This is a genomic window from Stenotrophomonas sp. YJH_SMC_6, assembly GCF_059371335.1.
In genome coordinates this window covers 140163-157235 of record NZ_JCAFUM010000002.1, presented here as the reverse complement: position 1 = coordinate 157235, position 17073 = coordinate 140163, and the positions used below count along the sequence as shown (strand labels likewise).

The 17073-nt window shown below is 65.6% G+C and carries 17 protein-coding genes; 12 read left to right on the top strand and 5 right to left on the bottom strand.

Annotated features, from left to right (window positions below):
* Positions 1 to 192 precede the first annotated feature (192 nt).
* Together AC5P9N_RS02505 and AC5P9N_RS02500 are read left to right on the top strand one after the other, a co-directional pair.
* Positions 193 to 1005 (top strand): S1 family peptidase, encoded by an 813-nt coding sequence (locus AC5P9N_RS02505; protein ID WP_012480325.1) that lies wholly within the window; start codon positions 193 to 195, stop codon positions 1003 to 1005.
* Between the two features lie 72 nt (positions 1006 to 1077).
* Positions 1078 to 1659 (top strand): hypothetical protein, encoded by a 582-nt coding sequence (locus tag AC5P9N_RS02500; RefSeq protein ID WP_087802665.1) that lies wholly within the window; start codon positions 1078 to 1080, stop codon positions 1657 to 1659.
* Here the strand turns inward: AC5P9N_RS02500 and AC5P9N_RS02495 are convergent.
* Genes AC5P9N_RS02495 through msuE form a run of 3 tightly spaced genes read right to left on the bottom strand, consistent with a single transcriptional unit; the run spans position 1616 to position 4311 of the window.
* Entirely contained in the window at positions 1616 to 2650 is a 1035-nt protein-coding gene (locus tag AC5P9N_RS02495) for a methionine synthase (RefSeq protein ID WP_012480323.1), read from the bottom strand. The genes AC5P9N_RS02500 and AC5P9N_RS02495 overlap by 44 nt on opposite strands.
* Before the next feature lie 39 nt (positions 2651 to 2689).
* Positions 2690 to 3667 (bottom strand): DUF1852 domain-containing protein, encoded by a 978-nt coding sequence (locus tag AC5P9N_RS02490; RefSeq protein WP_012480322.1) that lies wholly within the window; start codon positions 3665 to 3667, stop codon positions 2690 to 2692.
* Between the two features lie 56 nt (positions 3668 to 3723).
* The gene (gene msuE / locus AC5P9N_RS02485; protein WP_012480321.1) at positions 3724 to 4311 is read right to left on the bottom strand and encodes an FMN reductase; all 588 of its coding nucleotides are present in this window, start codon (positions 4309 to 4311) and stop codon (positions 3724 to 3726) included.
* A gap of 75 nt (positions 4312 to 4386) precedes the next feature.
* Between msuE and AC5P9N_RS02480 the strand changes: the two genes are divergently transcribed.
* Both AC5P9N_RS02480 and AC5P9N_RS02475 read left to right on the top strand, forming a co-directional pair.
* Complete coding sequence (locus tag AC5P9N_RS02480) at positions 4387 to 5301, top strand: LysR family transcriptional regulator (RefSeq protein ID WP_012480320.1); 915 nt, start codon at positions 4387 to 4389, stop codon at positions 5299 to 5301.
* Complete coding sequence (locus tag AC5P9N_RS02475) at positions 5301 to 6170, top strand: methylenetetrahydrofolate reductase (RefSeq protein ID WP_012480319.1); 870 nt, start codon at positions 5301 to 5303, stop codon at positions 6168 to 6170. Before AC5P9N_RS02480 ends, AC5P9N_RS02475 begins: the two co-directional genes overlap by 1 nt.
* 392 nt (positions 6171 to 6562) lie before the next feature.
* Here the strand turns inward: AC5P9N_RS02475 and AC5P9N_RS02470 are convergent, their stop codons facing one another.
* Positions 6563 to 6808: a hypothetical protein gene (locus AC5P9N_RS02470; protein ID WP_012480318.1), complete on the bottom strand. Its 246-nt coding sequence runs from the start codon at positions 6806 to 6808 to the stop codon at positions 6563 to 6565.
* 170 nt (positions 6809 to 6978) lie between these two features.
* On the opposite strand from AC5P9N_RS02470, the gene AC5P9N_RS02465 reads away from it, so the two are divergent.
* The 3 genes from AC5P9N_RS02465 to AC5P9N_RS02455 all read left to right on the top strand — a co-directional run bounded on the left by AC5P9N_RS02465 (position 6979) and on the right by AC5P9N_RS02455 (position 10561).
* A complete protein-coding gene (locus AC5P9N_RS02465) occupies positions 6979 to 7410 on the top strand; it encodes a BLUF domain-containing protein (RefSeq protein ID WP_043033421.1) in 432 nt (143 codons plus the stop codon).
* 40 nt (positions 7411 to 7450) lie between these two features.
* Positions 7451 to 7819 (top strand): hypothetical protein, encoded by a 369-nt coding sequence (locus tag AC5P9N_RS02460; protein WP_134946164.1) that lies wholly within the window; start codon positions 7451 to 7453, stop codon positions 7817 to 7819.
* A gap of 93 nt (positions 7820 to 7912) precedes the next feature.
* On the top strand, positions 7913 to 10561 hold the full coding sequence (locus AC5P9N_RS02455) for an excinuclease ABC subunit UvrA (RefSeq protein ID WP_099484639.1): 2649 nt from the start codon (positions 7913 to 7915) through the stop codon (positions 10559 to 10561).
* A gap of 65 nt (positions 10562 to 10626) precedes the next feature.
* On the opposite strand, the gene AC5P9N_RS02450 is transcribed toward AC5P9N_RS02455, so the two are convergent.
* Positions 10627 to 11529: a LysR family transcriptional regulator gene (locus AC5P9N_RS02450; RefSeq protein ID WP_005409730.1), complete on the bottom strand. Its 903-nt coding sequence runs from the start codon at positions 11527 to 11529 to the stop codon at positions 10627 to 10629.
* A gap of 109 nt (positions 11530 to 11638) precedes the next feature.
* On the opposite strand from AC5P9N_RS02450, the gene AC5P9N_RS02445 reads away from it, so the two are divergent.
* The 5 genes from AC5P9N_RS02445 to AC5P9N_RS02425 all read left to right on the top strand — a co-directional run bounded on the left by AC5P9N_RS02445 (position 11639) and on the right by AC5P9N_RS02425 (position 17070).
* A complete protein-coding gene (locus AC5P9N_RS02445) occupies positions 11639 to 12760 on the top strand; it encodes a 4-oxalomesaconate tautomerase (RefSeq protein WP_099484638.1) in 1122 nt (373 codons plus the stop codon).
* A 75-nt stretch (positions 12761 to 12835) separates the two neighbouring features.
* Positions 12836 to 13894, top strand: coding sequence for an ABC transporter substrate-binding protein (locus AC5P9N_RS02440; RefSeq protein ID WP_044571384.1), 1059 nt, complete (start codon positions 12836 to 12838; stop codon positions 13892 to 13894).
* A 14-nt stretch (positions 13895 to 13908) separates the two neighbouring features.
* Positions 13909 to 14742, top strand: a complete 834-nt coding sequence (locus tag AC5P9N_RS02435) for an ABC transporter ATP-binding protein (protein WP_005413494.1) — start codon at positions 13909 to 13911, stop codon at positions 14740 to 14742.
* Complete coding sequence (locus AC5P9N_RS02430; protein ID WP_005409726.1) at positions 14726 to 15502, top strand: ABC transporter permease; 777 nt, start codon at positions 14726 to 14728, stop codon at positions 15500 to 15502. The genes AC5P9N_RS02435 and AC5P9N_RS02430 overlap by 17 nt, the downstream gene beginning before the upstream one ends.
* A 134-nt stretch (positions 15503 to 15636) precedes the next feature.
* Positions 15637 to 17070, top strand: coding sequence for an OprO/OprP family phosphate-selective porin (locus tag AC5P9N_RS02425; RefSeq protein WP_043033424.1), 1434 nt, complete (start codon positions 15637 to 15639; stop codon positions 17068 to 17070).
* Positions 17071 to 17073: the final 3 nt, after the last annotated feature.

Genomic DNA, 17073 nt, shown 5'->3' with positions numbered 1-17073 from the left:
TCGCAGGACGACGTGTCGGACAAGCCTGGAACCGATCTGGACAGACTGCTCGGCCCCGGCGGCTGTCGGCCGCAGGGCTTTGCGCTCGCATTCCTAGCGTTCGTCGCTGGATATCATCGTTGGTCGCATGGTCTGCGCCGCGGCAATGCCCTCGGCTAGGCTATAGCGATCGACCGCAGGGATGACGACCCCATGAACCGCTGGCTTTTCCTGGCGCTTGCTGCGCTCCCGTTCACTGCCGGTGCCGTGGTCATCCGTGATGACGTTGACGACGCCCGGTATCAGATCGATGCCTCTGTCTTCCCGGCGCTGGCTGACATGCCGGGTGAAGGACATGGCGTTCTCATCGCCCCGCGCTGGGTACTGACCGCAGCGCATGCGGCACCCATGGAAGGGATGGAAGAATCCATCTCCATCAATGGACGCGCCTATGCGGTCGAGCGCGTCTTTGTGCATCCCGGTTTCAGAAGAATGCCGGAGGCCCTGGGCAAGGAGGCGCTGGCGACAGGAAATCCCTCCAGGATCCACGCGTTCCTGGCAGCATCGGATGACATCGCACTGATCAGGCTTGCGACTGCTGTAAAGGATGTACAGCCCGTAGCGCTCTATCGCGGTGCTGCCGAAGTCGCGCAGATCGCGGCCCTGATAGGAAAGGGGGCTACCGGCAATGGCGTCGTAGGGCTGGTGCCGGGCGGCCCGCATCGCACGACCCTGCGGCGGGCATTCAACGCGATTACCGGCGGCAACGAACGGTATCTCTGGTACCGGTTCGATCCGCCACCGCAGGCCCTGCCGCTGGAGGGGGTTCTCGGCAACGGTGACAGCGGCGGTCCGCTGGTGATTGATGATCACGGAACGCCGCAGCTGGTGGGGCTTGGTTCGTGGATCACTGCGGTTCCAGAGCATGCGCTCGAGGCGGGGTTCTATGGCCAGGTGGTCTACAACGTTCGCGTATCGCGCTACATCGACTGGATCGAAAGCATCAGCCGTGACGCGTCACATTGATTGCTTTTCGTGGAGGCGTAGCAGTGCAGGGGGGGCGTTACCCTGATCTCAGCCGGTGCGACGAGCGTTCGTATGCTTCCCATCATGGGCTCATCATTTCACCGTCCAGATTTCATGATCGTCACCCGGCCGTCCGGCTGGGTGCAGAGCGGCGAGCGCTGGGATCTGTGGTGGAACGGCCGTTCGGTGGCCAGTATCGTGCCGCATGCCGTGCTCGGGTTCCGCCTGAAACTGGACGCACGCAGGATGTCACAGAGCAAGGTCGTGTCCGTCGCCAGCGCCCGCCAGGCGAAGCGCTACGCCGAGCGCTGGTGCGCGGCGCGGCTCTGCCCACAACTGCCACTGCGTGACGCCGTCGCCCGACTGGTGCAGAGTGCACCCGAACCGGGCGCCGTGTTCGCGCCGCCACTGACCCGGACGCAGCGGCAGCAGGCCCGGCGCCTGGCCGAGGCCGGCGCAAGCGAGATGGGGCGGATCAAGGAAGCGCTGGCGCCACGGCCGCGCGTGATGGCCGCCAGGCCCGAGGTGCAGGGACGAGGTGGAACCTGGTCTGTGCCCGGCCAGAATCCATCCTCGCCGCACCGAAACGGGAACACCTCCCCAGCCAGGGTTACGCCGAAAGCTCCTCACGCACGATCCTGGCCCCTTCGCTGAGCGCGCGCAGCTTGCCGCGTGCCACTTCCCGTGCAAGCGGCGCCATGCCGCAGTTGGTGCTTGGGTAGAGTTTGTCGGCATCCACGAACTGCAGCGCCCTGCGCAGCGTGTTGGCCACGTCTTCCGGCGTTTCCACCGTATTGGAGGCCACGTCGATGGCGCCCACCATCACCGTCTTGCCGCGCACCAGTTCGATCAGGTCGATCGGCACGTGCGAGTTCTGGCATTCCAGCGAGATGATATCGATGCTGGAGGTCTGCAGCTTGGGGAACGATTCTTCATACTGCCGCCATTCCGAGCCCAGTGTCTGCTTCCAGTCGGTGTTGGCCTTGATGCCATAGCCGTAGCAGATGTGCACCGCCGTCTGGCACTTCAGGCCCTCAACCGCACGCTCCAGCGCGGCCACGCCCCAGTCGTTCACTTCGTCGAAGAACACGTTGAAGGCCGGCTCATCGAACTGGATGATGTCGACGCCAGCGGCTTCCAGCTCCTTCGCTTCCTCGTTGAGGATCTTCGCGAACTCCCAGGCCAGCTTTTCGCGGCTCTTGTAGTGCGCGTCGTACAGCGTATCGATCATGGTCATCGGGCCGGGCAGGGCCCACTTGATCGGCTGCGTGGTCTGGCGGCGCAGGAACTTCGCATCCTCGACGAACACCGGCTTCGGACGGCTCACGGCGCCGACCACGGTCGGCACGCTGGCATCGTAGCGGTTGCGGATGCGGACCGTTTCGCGCTTCTCGAAATCGACGCCGCTGAGGTGCTCGATGAAAGTGGTGACGAAGTGCTGCCGGGTCTGTTCGCCGTCGCTGACGATGTCGATGCCGGCGTGCTGCTGCTCCTGCAGGGACAGGCGCAGTGCATCCTGCTTGCCTTCAGTCAGGCCGTCGTCCTGCAGCTTCCAGGGTGACCAGAGCTTCTCGGGCTCGGCCAGCCAGGAGGGCTTGGGCAGGCTGCCTGCGGTGGAGGTGGGAAGCAGTTTCTTCGTCGACATTGCGTCTGGTTTCCTGGGGGCGAATGGGGAATCAATGAATCAGCGGGCAGCCCACTGCTCAAGCACGGCGCGGTACGGCTTGATGAAGTGTTCTTCGGTAAACCGGCCCTGCTTGACCGCCAGCTGGCTGCGCTCTTCGCGGTCGTAGACGATGCGGGTGGAGGAGTAATCCTGGTGCTTCAGGCTGGGCTGGTAGACCTTGCCGGCCACGGAATTGGCGTTGTAGATCTCCGGGCGGTAGATCTTCTGGAAGGCCTCCATCGTGCTGATGGTGCCGATCAGCTCCAGGTTCGAGTAGTCGCCCAGCAGGTCGCCCTGGAAGTAGAACGCCAGCGGTGCGACGCTGCCCGGCGGCATGAAGTAGCGCACCTGCAGGCCCATCTTGTCGAAGTACTGGTCAGTGGGAGAGAACTCGCCCTGGCGGTATTCCACGCCCAGGATCGGGTGGTGGTTCTCGGTGCGGTGATAGGTCTTGCTGCTGGATACGCTGATGCAGATTACCGGCCCCTTGCTGAAGTTGGCGCGGTAGGCCTCGGACTCCAGGAAATGCTTGAACAACTTGCCATGCAGGTCGCCAAAGCCCTCCGGGATGCCAAAGGTGGCCTTCCCTTCGTTGCTGGCCGGCAGCACCACGCTGAAATCGTAGTCGCGCACGTAGGACGAGAAATTGTTGCCGACGATGCCTTCGATGCGCGCGCCGGTGCGGGTGTCGACGATGGTCGGGCGCAGCACCTCGATCAGCGGGAACGGATCACCGCCACCGCTGCTGCCGATGTGCATCTCCACCGAGATGATGTCCAGCTCGACCGCGTAGCGATCCGCGCTGGGGTTGTCCCAGTGCGCCAGATCGTTGAAGCGGTTGTTGATCATGCTGATCGTGTTGCGCAGGTTTTCCTGGCGGGACGCGCCGCGGGCAAGGTTGGCGAAATTGGTGGTGATGCGCGTCCCGTCGGCAGGCTGGTAATCCTCGTTGAAGGGGATCTGCGTGATGCTGAAGGTGAAGGTGTCGGTCGTCATGGGTGGCGTTCCGTAGTGCGGGGTGACATCCGGATGCGGGCGAGGGCATCCGGCATTCAAAGTGCTGCGGCCGCTTCCAGGTCGGCAAGGCGCTGGCGAGGCAGGTCCAGCAGCGGCATGGCCCGCCGCACCGCCAGCCGTGCGCGCTCGACCAGGGCGTCGTTGTGCACGCGACCGTCGGCGAAATCCCGGTCGGTGGCGTAGACGCCCAGCGGCAGGGTGCGCGCCTGGAAGAAGCTGAAGAGCGGGCGCAGCTGATGGTCGATCACCAGCGAGTGGCGCTCGCTGCCGCCGGTCGCGGCCAGCAGGATGGGGGTGTCGACCAGTGCGTCCTGGTGGACGAAGTCGAAGAAATGCTTGAACAGCCCTGTGTACGAGCCGCGATAGACCGGCGTGCTCACCACCAGCACATCGGCCTGCTCGACGGTGGTCAACTGGCGTTCCACGGTGTCGGGCAACTGCGAACGCCAGAGCGCACCGGCCAGCTGCGGGGCCAGTTCGCCCAGTTCGACCAGGTGCTGCTCGCTGTGGATGTCCTCGCCGATCAGGCCCATCAGATGCTCGGCCAGGGTGGCGGCCTTGGAGGGGCGCTGCAATCCGCCGGACACGGCGACGATTCGAAGGGGGCGGGCAGGTGAAAGCATGACCCGATGCTAGCCATGCCCTTCCATGAAGTAAAATGGTATTACTTCACCTATCCATGAGCAGGATTCATCGTCATGCTGGAGCGGATCCACCTCAGCATCGTGCAGCAGGTCGAGCAGCAGGGCTCGCTTACCGCGGCCGCCGGCGTACTGAACCTGACCCAGTCGGCCCTGAGCCACAGCATGAAGAAGCTGGAACAGCAGCTGGGCACTGATGTATGGCTGCGCGAAGGCCGCAGCCTGCGCCTGACCCAGGCCGGGCAATACCTGCTGGCCGTCGCCAACCGCGTGCTGCCGCAGCTGGATCTGGCCGAGGAGCGGTTGGGCCAGTTCGCACAGGGCGAGCGCGGCGCGCTGCGCATCGGCATGGAATGCCATCCCTGCTACCAGTGGCTGCTGAAGATCGTCTCGCCGTACCTGGCCGCGTGGCCGGATGTGGATGTGGACGTCAAGCAGAAGTTCCAGTTCGGCGGCATCGGCGCGCTGTTCGGCTACGAGATCGATCTGCTGGTTACCCCCGATCCACTGCTCAAGCCAGGCCTCAAGTTCATTCCCGTGTTCGACTACGAGCAGGTGCTGGTGGTGGCCAGCAACCACGCCCTGGCCAAGGTGGATTACGTGAAGCCGCGCCAGCTCGGCCAGGAAGTGCTGATCAGCTATCCGGTGCCGTTCGAGCGCCTGGACATCTACAACCAGTTCCTGCTGCCGGCCGGCATTACGCCGCGACGGCACAAGGCCATTGAAACCACCGACATCATGATGCAGATGGTGGCCAGCGGTCGTGGCGTGGCCGCCATGCCGCGCTGGCTGGTGGAAGAGTACGCCACCCGCATGGACGTGGTGCCGGTGCGCCTCGGTGCGAAGGGCATTCCCAAGCAGATCTATCTGGGTGCGCGCGAAGCCGATACCAGCATCGACTACCTGCAGGCCTTCATCGAACTGGCGCGGAACAGTTCGCCCCTGGCCAGCAATGCAGGCGTGGGCGCGTGATGTCCGCGCCTACGTCGCTGCGGGTGCAGGCCTTCCTTGATGCTTTTTCGCTGGAGGTGAGCGCCAGGGCCATGCCGGCGCTGGGTGCCGAAGCCACCCGCATTCCGCGTGGCACCACGATCTCCATTCCCTGGCTGGCCAGCGAGGACGACGACGCACGCCTGGCAGCGGCGCGCAGGGTGCGTGAACTGGGCTTCGAGCCGATGCCGCATCTCTCGGCGCGGCGCATCGGGTCGCGTGCGGTGCTTGAGCGCTTCCTGCAGCGTGCCGCCAACGAGGCAGGTGTCGCCCAGTGCTTGGTGATCGCCGGCGACCTGGCCACGCCCGCCGGACCGTTTGCTGACAGCGCTTCGATCATCGAGAGCGGCCTTCTGGAGAGGGCCGGTATCAAGGTCGTCGCCATCGGCGGTCACCCCGATGGCCATCCGGTCCTGGGCAGTGACGCGTGCTGGCAGGTACTGGAACACAAGTGCCAGTCCATCGAAGCGCGCGGCATGGCGCCAATGATCATCACGCAGTTCGCCTTCGATGCCGACATCGTCCTGGCCTGGTTGCACGCGCTGCGCGCCCGTGGCATCCACGTTCCGGTGCTCGTTGGCGTGCCGGGCCCGGCAAGCATCGCGCGGTTGGTACGCTACGCCGCAATGTGCGGGGTGGGGGCCAGTGCATTGATGCTGTCCCGGTATGGCATCTCGATCGGCCGGTTGCTGGGCAGCGCGGGCCCGGAGGTGTTCGTGGACCGTCTGGCGGGCGGTTTGACTGATGCCCACGGGTTGGTCAGCCCGCACTTCTTTCCGTTCGGTGGAATTGCCCAGTCGTTGGACTGGATCAACCAGCATCGGGCGCTGCCATCGGTTGCCCGCCGCTGACAGGCCATCAATCGTGCCTGCCGGGCAGCGCATGACCCGGTGCCGCCCCGCTCAGCCCCGGCGGTGGCGTATCCCTGACGGGGTACTGATCAGGCCCGCATTGCTGATGGCCTGGCGCGTACCGCACGCCCGGCACGCAAGCACGGTTCCTCCTCGCACATGCTCCATTTCCTGCTCGCCCCAGACGCTGGTTGCGCCGCAGGCCGTGCAGGTGGCTTCGATCTGCAGGGCACGGGCCAGGTCGCCCTCCGCGCCTGGCGTGTAGGTGAGGTCCCTGATCTTGAATAGGCCGGTATGACTCATTGGAACGCCGTTGTGGGTGCACTACGGGAAGATGCGAGGCGAAGGTGTCGACAGGGTTGGCACAGTGTCGAGAAACGGCGCGCTTCAGCTCATGCATCACTACGCAGCACGAACTCCTCCAGCCGCGCCCGGCTGACGGACTGGTGGTTGCCACAGCCTGGGCAACTGAGCGAAGCAGCGCCGTTGAGATCGACGAGGCCATGATCAGGAATGGCGCGGAACTGCCTTGAACACTTCAGGCAGGAACAATCGATCCGGGTGACCTGCAGCAGGGTGCCATCCTCACGCGCCACTCCTTCGACGCTGTTTACATAGAACTGTCCGATGTCGCGCATGAAGATGAATAAAGCCCTGAACGTATGGGGGCGTTCATCATGCCGCCTGTCGCGCTGCTAGGCGCGAACCGTATTCTGAAGAATTAAGAATACGCATCACGGCCCGGACTTGCGCCGGGTGCTAGAGTGTGAATAGGTGCCGACGTGGCCCTGCATTCAAGGCGAAGTCCATGCCCATCCGGGCCGTTGTATACGCAAGCCAGGCCGTTGAAGGCCTTTCGATTGACCGCCTGGAAGCACTCGTCACCGATGCCGCGAGGTTCAACAAGCTTGCAGGGGTGACAGGCGTGCTGCTGCATGACGGCACGCGATTCGTGCAGTACTTCGAAGGGCCGGAAGATGGGGTGGCCAGCGTTTACGAGCGGGTGCTGCAATCGACCAGCCACACGGATGTGGTGGAGCTGGCCCGGGGACGTGTCTCTACCCGGCAGTTCCCCTATTGGTCGATGCACCAGCTTCCTGCCGACCAGCTTCTGGTCGGCAGGCTTGCCAGGGCCGACTGGTCACGCTTCAAGAGAAGCCAGCCCGAGGAGATTGCGGGTTCTGCGTGGGGTATCGATGTGCTGGCCGCCGCGGTTGAGCCCTACGTGCACGCCGCTTAGTTTGCGGTTCGGCGGCCGCTCCCTTGGGATGTGCAGCGACATGAAGGCTTTCATCACGCTCATCGCCGCATTTGCTGCGGGCCCGGCGCTTGCCGATGCCCCGCTGCTGCCGCCGGAGAGGTTCACGGCATGCTCCCCCCGCGCGGAATCTCTGTACCGATTCGGATCCAGCCGTCAATTCAACGCGGGTAATGCCACAGGAATCGGGCCAGGATGCCTCGCTGATACCCGGATGGCATCGCGGGTTGTTCCCGTCGGACGATGGGGCTCGGTCGTGGTCGGCTGCGAAGGCATGAACCTGGTTCCGGCTGACGTGACGTTGAGCGAGCCGGTGCTGCATTTCTACAATCGCGGCCGCCTGGTTCGCACGGCTACGCTCGATCAGTTGTATCGGCGCACCATGGCGTGACCACGCCATCACCCGCATTCACTCCACAACAGCGAAAATGCACTATCGGGCGCGCCCCTACGCGCGCCGCTCACTGCCTGCAGGATCGCGAAGATGTCCAAGCCCCCCTTTGGTGAATCGTCATGTGCCGCCGCTGCCAGCGGTTGCGTCGAGGTGCGCGGCGCGCGCGAGCACAACCTCAGGAATGTCGACGTCTCCATCCCGCGCAACGCATTGGTGGTGTTTTCCGGTGTTTCGGGCTCCGGCAAGTCATCGCTGGCGTTCGGCACGATCTTCGCGGAGGCGCAGCGGCGCTACTTTGAGTCGGTTGCGCCGTATGCACGGCGCCTGATCGACCAGGCCGGCGTGCCCGATGTGGACGCCATCGACGGGTTGCCGCCGGCAGTGGCCCTGCAACAGCAGCGCGGCGCCAGCAACGCGCGCTCATCGGTGGGCAGCGTCACTACGCTGTCCAGCCTGGTGCGCATGATGTATTCGCGTGCAGGTGCGTACCCGGCCAACCAGCCGATGCTTTACGCCGAGGACTTTTCGCCCAATACCCCGCAGGGCGCCTGCAGCACCTGTCACGGGCTGGGGCACGTCTACGAGGTGACGGAAGCCTTGATGGTGCCGGATCCGTCGCTGAGCATCCGCGAGCGCGCCATCGCCTCCTGGCCGCCGGCCTGGCATGGCCAGAACCTGCGCGACATCCTGGTCACGCTCGGCTACGACATCGACGTACCGTGGAAGAAGCTGCCGAAGAAGGATCGGGAGTGGATCCTGTTCACGGAAGAAACGCCCACCGTGCCGGTCTATGCAGGCTTCACGCCTGCCGAGACCCGGGCTGCGCTCAAGCGAAAGCTCGAGCCGAGCTACATGGGTACATACACCGGCGCGCGTCGCTATGTGCTGCATACCTTCGCCAACACCCAGAGCGCGCTGATGCGCAAACGGGTTTCCCGCTACATGGAAGGCAAGCTGTGCCCGTCCTGCCACGGAAAGCGCCTGAAGCCGGAAGCGCTCTCGGTCACCTTCGCGGGCGTGGATATCGGTGAGTTCATGCGGTTGCCCCTGGATCAACTGGCGGATCTGCTGGAGCCCATCGCGGAAGGTGATTTCGGCGCACACAGCAAGGGTGCACCTATCAGCAGGCATGCGACACCCCGCGATCGTGCCCGGCGCGCCGCGAGTGGCCGCGCGACGCACGAGGGCGCCCCCGACGTGCGCCTGACCTCGGCCCTGTCCGAAGAGAAGCGGCTGGCCGCACAGCGGCTGGCGGGCGGGGTCATGGGGCGGGTACGGCAACTGCGCGAGCTTGGCCTGGGCTATCTCTCGCTGGACCGCGCCACGCCCACGCTGTCCGCCGGCGAACTGCAGCGCCTGCGGCTGGCCACGCAGCTCAGCTCGTTGCTGTTTGGTGTGCTGTACGTGCTCGACGAGCCTTCGGCCGGACTGCATCCCGCCGACAGCCAGGCGCTGTACGACGCGCTGGACCGGCTGCGTGATGGTGGCAACTCGGTGTTCGTGGTCGAGCACGATCTGGAGCTGATGCGCCGCGCGCAGTGGCTGGTGGATGTGGGCCCGGAGGCCGGTGAGCGGGGCGGGCGCGTGCTCTACAGCGGCGAGCCCGATGGCCTGCGCCAGGTGCAGGAGTCGCGCACGGCACTGTATCTGTTCGACCAGGTACCCGCGCCCACCCGGCGGCAGCGCACCGCCACCCACTGGCTGGAACTGCAGGGCATCCATCGCCACAACCTGCAGGGAGTGGACGCGCAGGTGCCGCTGGGTTTGCTGACGGCCGTGACCGGCATTTCGGGGTCGGGCAAGTCCAGCCTGATGGCACAGGCCTTGCCCGAGCTGATGCTGCTGCACCTGGGGCATGAACCCGCGGACGATGGCGCCGAGGCGTCGCCGGACGACGGGCCGACGGTGATGGAAACCACCCGTGGCCAGTTGGCCGGTGATGTGGACGCCATCCAGCGGGTCGTGCAGGTCGACCAGAAGCCGATCGGCCGCACGCCACGCTCCAACCTGGCCACCTATACCGGGCTGTTCGATCACGTGCGCAAACTGTTCGCGGCGACGCCCGCCGCACGTCGTCGTCGCTTCGATGCGGGTCGTTTCTCGTTCAACGTAGCCAAGGGCCGATGCGAAACCTGCGAAGGCGAGGGTTTCGTGAGTGTCGAACTGCTGTTCATGCCCAGCGTCTATGCCCCATGCCCCACCTGCCACGGCGCCCGCTACAACGAGGCCACGCTGAAGGTGCTATGGAATGACCGCAACATCGCCGAGGTCCTGCAGATGACCGTGGACCAGGCGCATGCATTCTTCATGGCGGAAGAGGTGATTGCCCGGCCGTTGCAGCTGCTGCAGGACATCGGCCTGGGCTACCTGAGGCTGGGCCAGCCGGCCACGGAGCTTTCAGGCGGCGAGGCCCAGCGCATCAAGCTGGCCACCGAACTGCAGCGCAGCCAGCGCGGGCGCACGCTTTACGTGCTGGACGAACCCACCACCGGCCTGCACGCGTCGGATGCGGACAGGCTGCTGGTTCAGCTGCAGCGGCTGGTCGACGCAGGAAATACGGTGGTGATGATCGAGCATGACATGCGGGCGGTCGCCCAGGCGGACTGGGTGATTGACGTCGGGCCGGGCGCAGGCAGCGCGGGTGGCACCATCGTGGCGAAGGGAACGCCGCAACAGGTGGCCCGCGCGCGGGGAAGCAGGACAGCGCCTTTCCTTGCGCGCGAGCTGGCTCCTCTGTAGGGCCGAGCCATGCCCGGCCATCACCCTCGGCCAGATCCGGGGGCGGCCTGTCCAGCAAACGATGCTCAGGTCTCCCCGCGCCACTGGCTCATCAACATCTGCAGAAAGCGTTCCGCAGTAGGCGAGAGCAGGGCGCCCCGGCGACGGACGATCCCGATCGTGCGCGACACCACGGGGTTACCAATCGTGCGCGTCACCAGGGTCGGATGATCCCCGTCCGGCGTGGCCATTTTCGGCAGGACCGACACGCCGATGCCGGCCTCGACCATGCCCAGTGATGTCGACAGGTGGGTCACTTCGTAGTGCCAGCTCAGCTTGAGGTTCTCGCGCGCCAGGGCACCATCCAGCAGCGTGCGGTTGCCGCTGGTGCGATGCACGGTGATCAGCTGGTGCTCGGCCAGATCGGCCCATTCAACCTTGCGCTTGCGGGCCAGCGGATGATCGCGTCGGCAGGCCAGCACGAAGGGATCTTCGGCCAGCACGTCGAAATCGAGATTCGGATCGTTGGCGCCCATGAAGTTGATGCCGAACTCGACTTCGCCACGCTCTACCGCCTGCAGGCCTTCGGTGGCCGGGATATCCAGGATCCGGAAGCGCACGTTGGGATGCGCTTCATGGAAACGCGCCATCACGCTGGGCAGGAAGTAGAACGCCGCCGTGGGCAGGCAGGCGATGGTGACGGTAGCGCCCCGCGTATCGTCCCGGCCCCGCAGTGAGAACAGTGACCCATCGAATTCCTCCAGCATGCGACGCACCAGCGGCAGCAGGTTCTCGCCGACGGCGGTGGTGCTGACGCTGCGCGTGGTGCGCTCCAGCAGTGGCGAACCCACAGCCTGCTCCAGCTTCTGTATCCGTCGGCTGAGTGCCGGCTGGGAGACGTGCAGGATCTCCGCGGCGCGGTGGAAGCTGCGCGTCTCCGACACCAGCAGGAATGCGCGTAGATCCAGGATCTCGCAATTGATGCTCATTGGGTATCAATCATCCAAAAATCAGCAATTCACAGATCAATTGGGGTCATGCCAGTATCGAATCACAGAGGGGTCATTCATCCCCTACACGCATCAATCTAGCACACGTATGTCCAACGATCTGCTCAGCATTCCCTGCGTACTCATGCGCGGTGGTACATCCAAGGGCCCGTTCTTCCTGGCCAGCGACCTTCCGGCGGACATTGCTGAACGCGATCGCCTGCTGGTGGAAGTAATGGGGTCGGGCCATCCGCTGCAGATCGATGGCATCGGTGGCGGCAACGCGCTGACCAGCAAGGTGGCCATCATCGACCGATCCAGCCGGGCAGACGCCGACGTGGATTATCTGTTCGCCCAGGTACGGGTGGAGCAGCAGGTGGTGGACACGTCCCCCAACTGCGGCAACATGCTGGCGGCGGTGGGCCCGTACGCCATCGAGCGGGGGCTGGTGCAGGCTCAGGATCCGCAGACCGAGGTGCGCATCCACAACGTCAACACCGGCAAGCTGATCATCGCCACGGTGGAAACGCCGGGTGGCCATGTGGTCTACCGCGGTGATACGCGCATTGCCGGCGCACCGGGCTCGGCCGCGCCGGTCAGGCTTTCCTTCCTTGATGCCGCAGGCGCCCGCACCGGCAAGCTGCTGCCCAGCGGCCACGCCCGGGAAACCATCGATGGCGTGCCGGTCAGCCTGGTGGACTGCGCCATGCCGATGATGCTGGTGCGTGCCGAAGACCTGGGCGTGCACGGTGATGCCTCGCCCGCCGAACTGAACGCGGATGCCGCGTTCATGCGCCGGCTGGAAGCGCTGCGCATCGAGGCGGGCGCCCGAATGGGTATCGCCGACGCCGGCAACAAGGTCATTCCCAAGCCGGTGCTGCTGTCGGCGCCGCAACACGGCGGCGATCTGCAGGTGCGTTACTTCATGCCGCACCAATGCCACACCGCACTGGCCATTACCGGCGCGGTCGGCCTGGCCACCGCCGCCGTCACGCCGGGCACGCTGGCCCACACTTTGGTCGGGTGCCTGTCCGTTCCCGGCAGCATTACCCTCGAACATCCGAGCGGGGATCTGCAGGTGGGCCTCAGTCGCAGCTCGGATGACGCACCGGTGATTGCCAGCGTGGTCCGCACCGCACGCCGCCTGTTCGAGGGGCGCGTGTACGCGACTTCGCCCGCGCCCGCCGCGGCCAGTGCCACCCAAGCCCGCCAATGGACGTCAGCGGCATGATCTGAACCCGGCAGGGCCGGCGCAGACGCGCATGCCAGCCATTACAACGTAGATGCTTCACTCCTGGGAGGGATGATGTACAAGCAGTTCTTCATGGCCGCGCTGTGCGCGGCCGGTCTGGCCGCGGCCGGTTGCAGCAACAGCGGGCGCCCCGATGGCGCATCCACCGGCACCGGTGACGATGCACCCGTGCGCATCAGCGTCGGCTCCTACAACCTCAACAACCTTCCGTTCTTCATTGCCGATGCCAAGGGCTACTTCAAGGACGTCGGCCTGGACGTAAAAACCGAGAACTTCGCCCAGGGTGGCTCGAAGGTGCTGCAGGCCCTGGTGGCGAATTCCACCGACGTGGCGGTCGGTTTCTACGACCACACCATCCAGATGCAGGCCAAGGGCAAGGACGTGGTGGCCTTCGTGCTGCTCTCGCGCAATTCCGGCCTGGTGATGGCGGGGCGCGAAGATGCCACGTTTGATCCTGCGCGACCGGAGTCCATCAAGGGCCAGAAGGTCGGCATCACGGCCCCGGGCTCCTCGTCCGACTTCTTCGTCCGCCACTTCCTGGCGCAGCACGATATTCCGGCCGACAGCATTTCGCTGATCGGCGTCGGCTCCGGCGCTGCTGCAGTCGCCGCGCTCGAGCAGGGCAAGATCGACCTGCTGGTCAACTACGATCCGGCTGCAACCCTGATCACCGAGCGCAAGGTCGGGAAGATCATCCTCGACGCGCGCAGCGACGAAGGCGCCCGCCAGGTCTATGGCGGGCTGTACCCGACCTCAGTGATGTATGCCAACCAGAGCTTCCTGGACAAGCGCCCCGAAGCGGCCGAGAAGATCGCCCGTGCCGAGCAGATGGCGTTGAAGTTCATCGCCGACAACAGTGCCGAGGAGATCGTTGCCGCGCTGCCGGACAGCTATGTCTCCGGCGACCGCGCCACCTATGCCCGCGCGGTGGAGAACGCCCGCGCGATATTCACCCGCGATGGACGCTTCACCCCGGCCGACCTGGAGACGCCGTTGAAGGTGCTGCGTGAGTTCAATACGGATGTGGCCAAGGCCAACATCGATCTGTCCAGGACCTACACCAATGCCTTCGTCGAGCGTGCCAACGCTGCGGCGCCGGCTGCCCAACCGTAAGCGGAGGTAACCCCATGGCCCTCAATGCCACCGTGCGCCAACTCAACGGCGCACCGCAGCTGGAGCCTGCACAGACCATGGTCGCCATCAACAAGGTGACCATGTCCTTCGGCGAGTTCACCGCCGTTCGCGATGTCGACATCCAGGTAGGTGACGGCGAGTTCCTCGCCATCGTTGGGCCCACCGGGTGCGGCAAGAGCACCATCCTCAATTCCGTGGCGGGCCTGCTGAAGCCATCCTCGGGCGACGTGGCCATCGATGGCCGCACGGTCAGCGGCGTGCAGGAGTCGGTCGGCTACCTGTTCCAGCAGGACGCCCTGCTGCCGTGGAAGACAGCTTTCCAGAACGTCGAGCTGGGCCTGCGCTTCCGCGGCGTGCCCGAAGCCGAACGCAAGGCCAAAGCCAACGCGTGGCTGGCCAAGGTCGGCCTGGCCGGTTTCGAGCATCGCTATCCGCACCAGTTGTCCGGTGGCCAGCGCAAGCGTGTGCAGATGGCGCAGGCGCTGATCGTCGAGCCGAAGGTGATCCTGATGGACGAGCCGTTCTCGGCGCTGGACATCCACACCCGCCACCTGATGCAGAACGAGCTGCTGCGCCTGTGGCAGGAGGATCGCCGCTCGGTGATCCTGATTACCCATGACCTGGAAGAAGCAATCGCGCTGGGTGACCGCGTGGTGGTGCTGTCCTCCGGCCCGGCGAGCCGCGTGGTGCGCAGTTTCGACGTGGATCTGGAACGGCCGCGCAATGTGGCCGAGATCAAGCTGGATGACCGTTTCACCGACCTGTACCGCGACATCTGGGCCTGCCTGCGCGGCGAAGTGGAGAAGAGCTATGCACGCCAAGACTGACAAATTCATCCAGCTCGCGCTGGTGGTCGCCGTGTTCGGCGGCTGGGAAGGCGGTATCGCGCTGGGCGTGATCGATCCGTTCTTCTTCCCTTCGCCGACGGCCATCGTGCAGCAGGCCTGGACCTGGTTGTCCGATACCTCGTTCTACCAGCATGTCTACATCACCCTTACTGAAACCGCGCTGGGCTACATCATCGGCACCGGCCTGGGCGTGGCTGGCGGTGTCTGGCTGGGCCTGAGCCGCCGTTCGGCGCGCATCCTCGATCCCTTCATCAAAGGCTTCAACGCGATTCCGCGCGTAGTGCTGGCGCCGATTTTCGTGTTGTGGCTGGGGCTGGGCCTGTGGTCGAAGGTGGCGCTGGCGGTCACGCTGGTGTTCTTCACCACGTTCTTCAACGCCATGCAGGGCGTGCGCGAGGTGAATCCGGTGGTGCTGGCCAATGCCCGCATCCTGGGCGCAAGCCGCAGCGATCTGCTGCGCCATGTCTACTTCCCGGCAGCGGCGAGCTGGATCCTGTCCTCGCTGCGCACCTCGGTCGGCTTTGCCGTGGTCGGCGCGATCATCGGCGAGTACCTCGGCGCTTCGGCGGGCCTGGGTTACCTGATCGCGCAGGCCGAGGGCAACTTCAATGCCGTGGGTGTGTTCGCCGGCATCATCATCCTGGCCGCCTTCGTGCTGGTCATCGACGCCCTGCTGGACGTGGTCGAGAACAAGCTGATCACCTGGCGTCCCAACGCCCAGGCACAGGCCACCAGCTGACCGGGCCGGGCTGAGCCCGCCTGCCGCGCCGCCGGTCCGATCCGGCGGCGCGAGCTTCCTCCCCCGATCTTCCCCCGCACCACCGCAACAGGCCAGCGCCGGGCCAGGGGGCCGGCTGGCCGGAGAGAGAGTCCATGAACCCTTCCACCGTGCTGCCGCTGGCAGCGCTGCCGGTCGCGCTCGGCCTGCTGTTGGCCAGTGGCCACGCCGACGCCCAGTCTGTTTCATCCCCGCCCACGCCACTGAGCCAGGCCGAGCTGTCACGCCTGGTACAGCAGCAGGCGCTGCAGATCCAGCAATTGGAAGCGCGCCTCCGCGCCGTCGAGGGCGGGCAGGGCACCGCGGCCGCACTATCCGCGCCGCCCGCGCCCGCGCTGGAAACGCGGGTGGCCGCACTGGAATCCGGCCAGTCCAGGCAGCCCAAGGTCTCCTGGGCCAAGGGCGCACCCGAGTTCAGCAGCGCCGACGGCACTACGGTGTTCCGTCCCCGCGGCCGCCTGTTCGTCGATGCCTCCAGTACGGACGGTTCGGCGGTCGGTGATCGCAACGTTTCGGGCACCGAGGTCCGTTCGGTGCGCCTGGGGGCCGAGGGACGCTACGGCACACTGGGCTGGGTGGTTGAGGGTGACTTCGCCGACAACGCGGTGGCCTGGAAGTCGGTCTACGCCACGCTGGACCACACCCTGTTCGGCCTGCCGGCCGATCTCACGATGGGCAACCGCTTGAACGATCGCGGTATCGATGGCTCCAGCAGCACCTCCAACACGCCGTTCCAAGAACGCAACGTGGTCGGCACGTTGATGCTGCCGCAGCGCGGCCTGTTCGGTGTCGGGCTGACCGAGCGGGTGTACGGAAAGGGCTGGCACGCCAGCCTGTCGGTGGCCGGCAACGATCTCAACAACGCCGGCACCGACAACGACAGCCAGACCTGGGCCACGCGCGTGCACTGGAATCCGCTGGACACCGCTGGTGCCACGTTGCATCTGGGCGCATGGGCGTTCCACGAGAAGATTCCCGCCGGGGCCAGCGGCGTGGTGCGCAGTTCGGCTATCGCGGGGCATTTCAACGATCTGGTCAGGATCACACCGGGCACGCTGCTGGGCGCCGAGCGCAGCACCGCGTACGGTGCGGAACTGGCCGGCTTCTTCGGCCCGGCGTGGGCAACGGGCGAGTGGGGTACGCGAAGCCTGCGCGGGGCCGATGCCGGCGGTCGCTACGATCGCGACCACGCGGCGTGGGCGATCTCGGCTGGCTGGTTCCTGGCGGGCGCCCAGCCTTCGTACTCGGGCAAGGCCGGTACCTGGGGGAAGGTGAAGGTCGCCGATCCGGTGACGCGCGGCGGCGGCGGTGCCTGGGAGCTGAAGGGCCGCTATGAAGACGTGGACTATGCCGAGCTGCCCAGTGGTGGTACCGGTAACGCGTGGACCCTGGGCGCGAACTGGTACCTCAACGATTTCAGTCGCGTGATGTTCGAAGCCGTCCGTTGGCAGACCCGTCACCGCAACGGCAGCGCAATGGGCAGGGATGAAGGCACCACCTTCAATACCCGCCTGCAGCTGGTCTTCTAGGGC

What these genes read in the sequence shown, in the direction of transcription:
- AC5P9N_RS02435 (WP_005413494.1), top strand. Translation starts at nt 13,909, where the DNA reads ATGGCCCTCAATGCCACCGTGCGCCAACTCAACGGCGCACCGCAGCTG.
- AC5P9N_RS02480 (WP_012480320.1), top strand. Translation starts at nt 4,387, where the DNA reads ATGCTGGAGCGGATCCACCTCAGCATCGTGCAGCAGGTCGAGCAGCAG.
- AC5P9N_RS02445 (WP_099484638.1), top strand. Translation starts at nt 11,639, where the DNA reads ATGTCCAACGATCTGCTCAGCATTCCCTGCGTACTCATGCGCGGTGGT.
- msuE (WP_012480321.1), bottom strand. Translation starts at nt 4,311, where the DNA reads ATGCTTTCACCTGCCCGCCCCCTTCGAATCGTCGCCGTGTCCGGCGGA.
- AC5P9N_RS02440 (WP_044571384.1), top strand. Translation starts at nt 12,836, where the DNA reads ATGTACAAGCAGTTCTTCATGGCCGCGCTGTGCGCGGCCGGTCTGGCC.
- AC5P9N_RS02475 (WP_012480319.1), top strand. Translation starts at nt 5,301, where the DNA reads ATGTCCGCGCCTACGTCGCTGCGGGTGCAGGCCTTCCTTGATGCTTTT.
- AC5P9N_RS02500 (WP_087802665.1), top strand. Translation starts at nt 1,078, where the DNA reads ATGCTTCCCATCATGGGCTCATCATTTCACCGTCCAGATTTCATGATC.
- AC5P9N_RS02460 (WP_134946164.1), top strand. Translation starts at nt 7,451, where the DNA reads ATGAAGGCTTTCATCACGCTCATCGCCGCATTTGCTGCGGGCCCGGCG.
- AC5P9N_RS02425 (WP_043033424.1), top strand. Translation starts at nt 15,637, where the DNA reads ATGAACCCTTCCACCGTGCTGCCGCTGGCAGCGCTGCCGGTCGCGCTC.
- AC5P9N_RS02450 (WP_005409730.1), bottom strand. Translation starts at nt 11,529, where the DNA reads ATGAGCATCAATTGCGAGATCCTGGATCTACGCGCATTCCTGCTGGTG.
- AC5P9N_RS02455 (WP_099484639.1), top strand. Translation starts at nt 7,913, where the DNA reads ATGTCCAAGCCCCCCTTTGGTGAATCGTCATGTGCCGCCGCTGCCAGC.
- AC5P9N_RS02470 (WP_012480318.1), bottom strand. Translation starts at nt 6,808, where the DNA reads ATGCGCGACATCGGACAGTTCTATGTAAACAGCGTCGAAGGAGTGGCG.
- AC5P9N_RS02465 (WP_043033421.1), top strand. Translation starts at nt 6,979, where the DNA reads ATGCCCATCCGGGCCGTTGTATACGCAAGCCAGGCCGTTGAAGGCCTT.
- AC5P9N_RS02505 (WP_012480325.1), top strand. Translation starts at nt 193, where the DNA reads ATGAACCGCTGGCTTTTCCTGGCGCTTGCTGCGCTCCCGTTCACTGCC.
- AC5P9N_RS02430 (WP_005409726.1), top strand. Translation starts at nt 14,726, where the DNA reads ATGCACGCCAAGACTGACAAATTCATCCAGCTCGCGCTGGTGGTCGCC.
- AC5P9N_RS02495 (WP_012480323.1), bottom strand. Translation starts at nt 2,650, where the DNA reads ATGTCGACGAAGAAACTGCTTCCCACCTCCACCGCAGGCAGCCTGCCC.
- AC5P9N_RS02490 (WP_012480322.1), bottom strand. Translation starts at nt 3,667, where the DNA reads ATGACGACCGACACCTTCACCTTCAGCATCACGCAGATCCCCTTCAAC.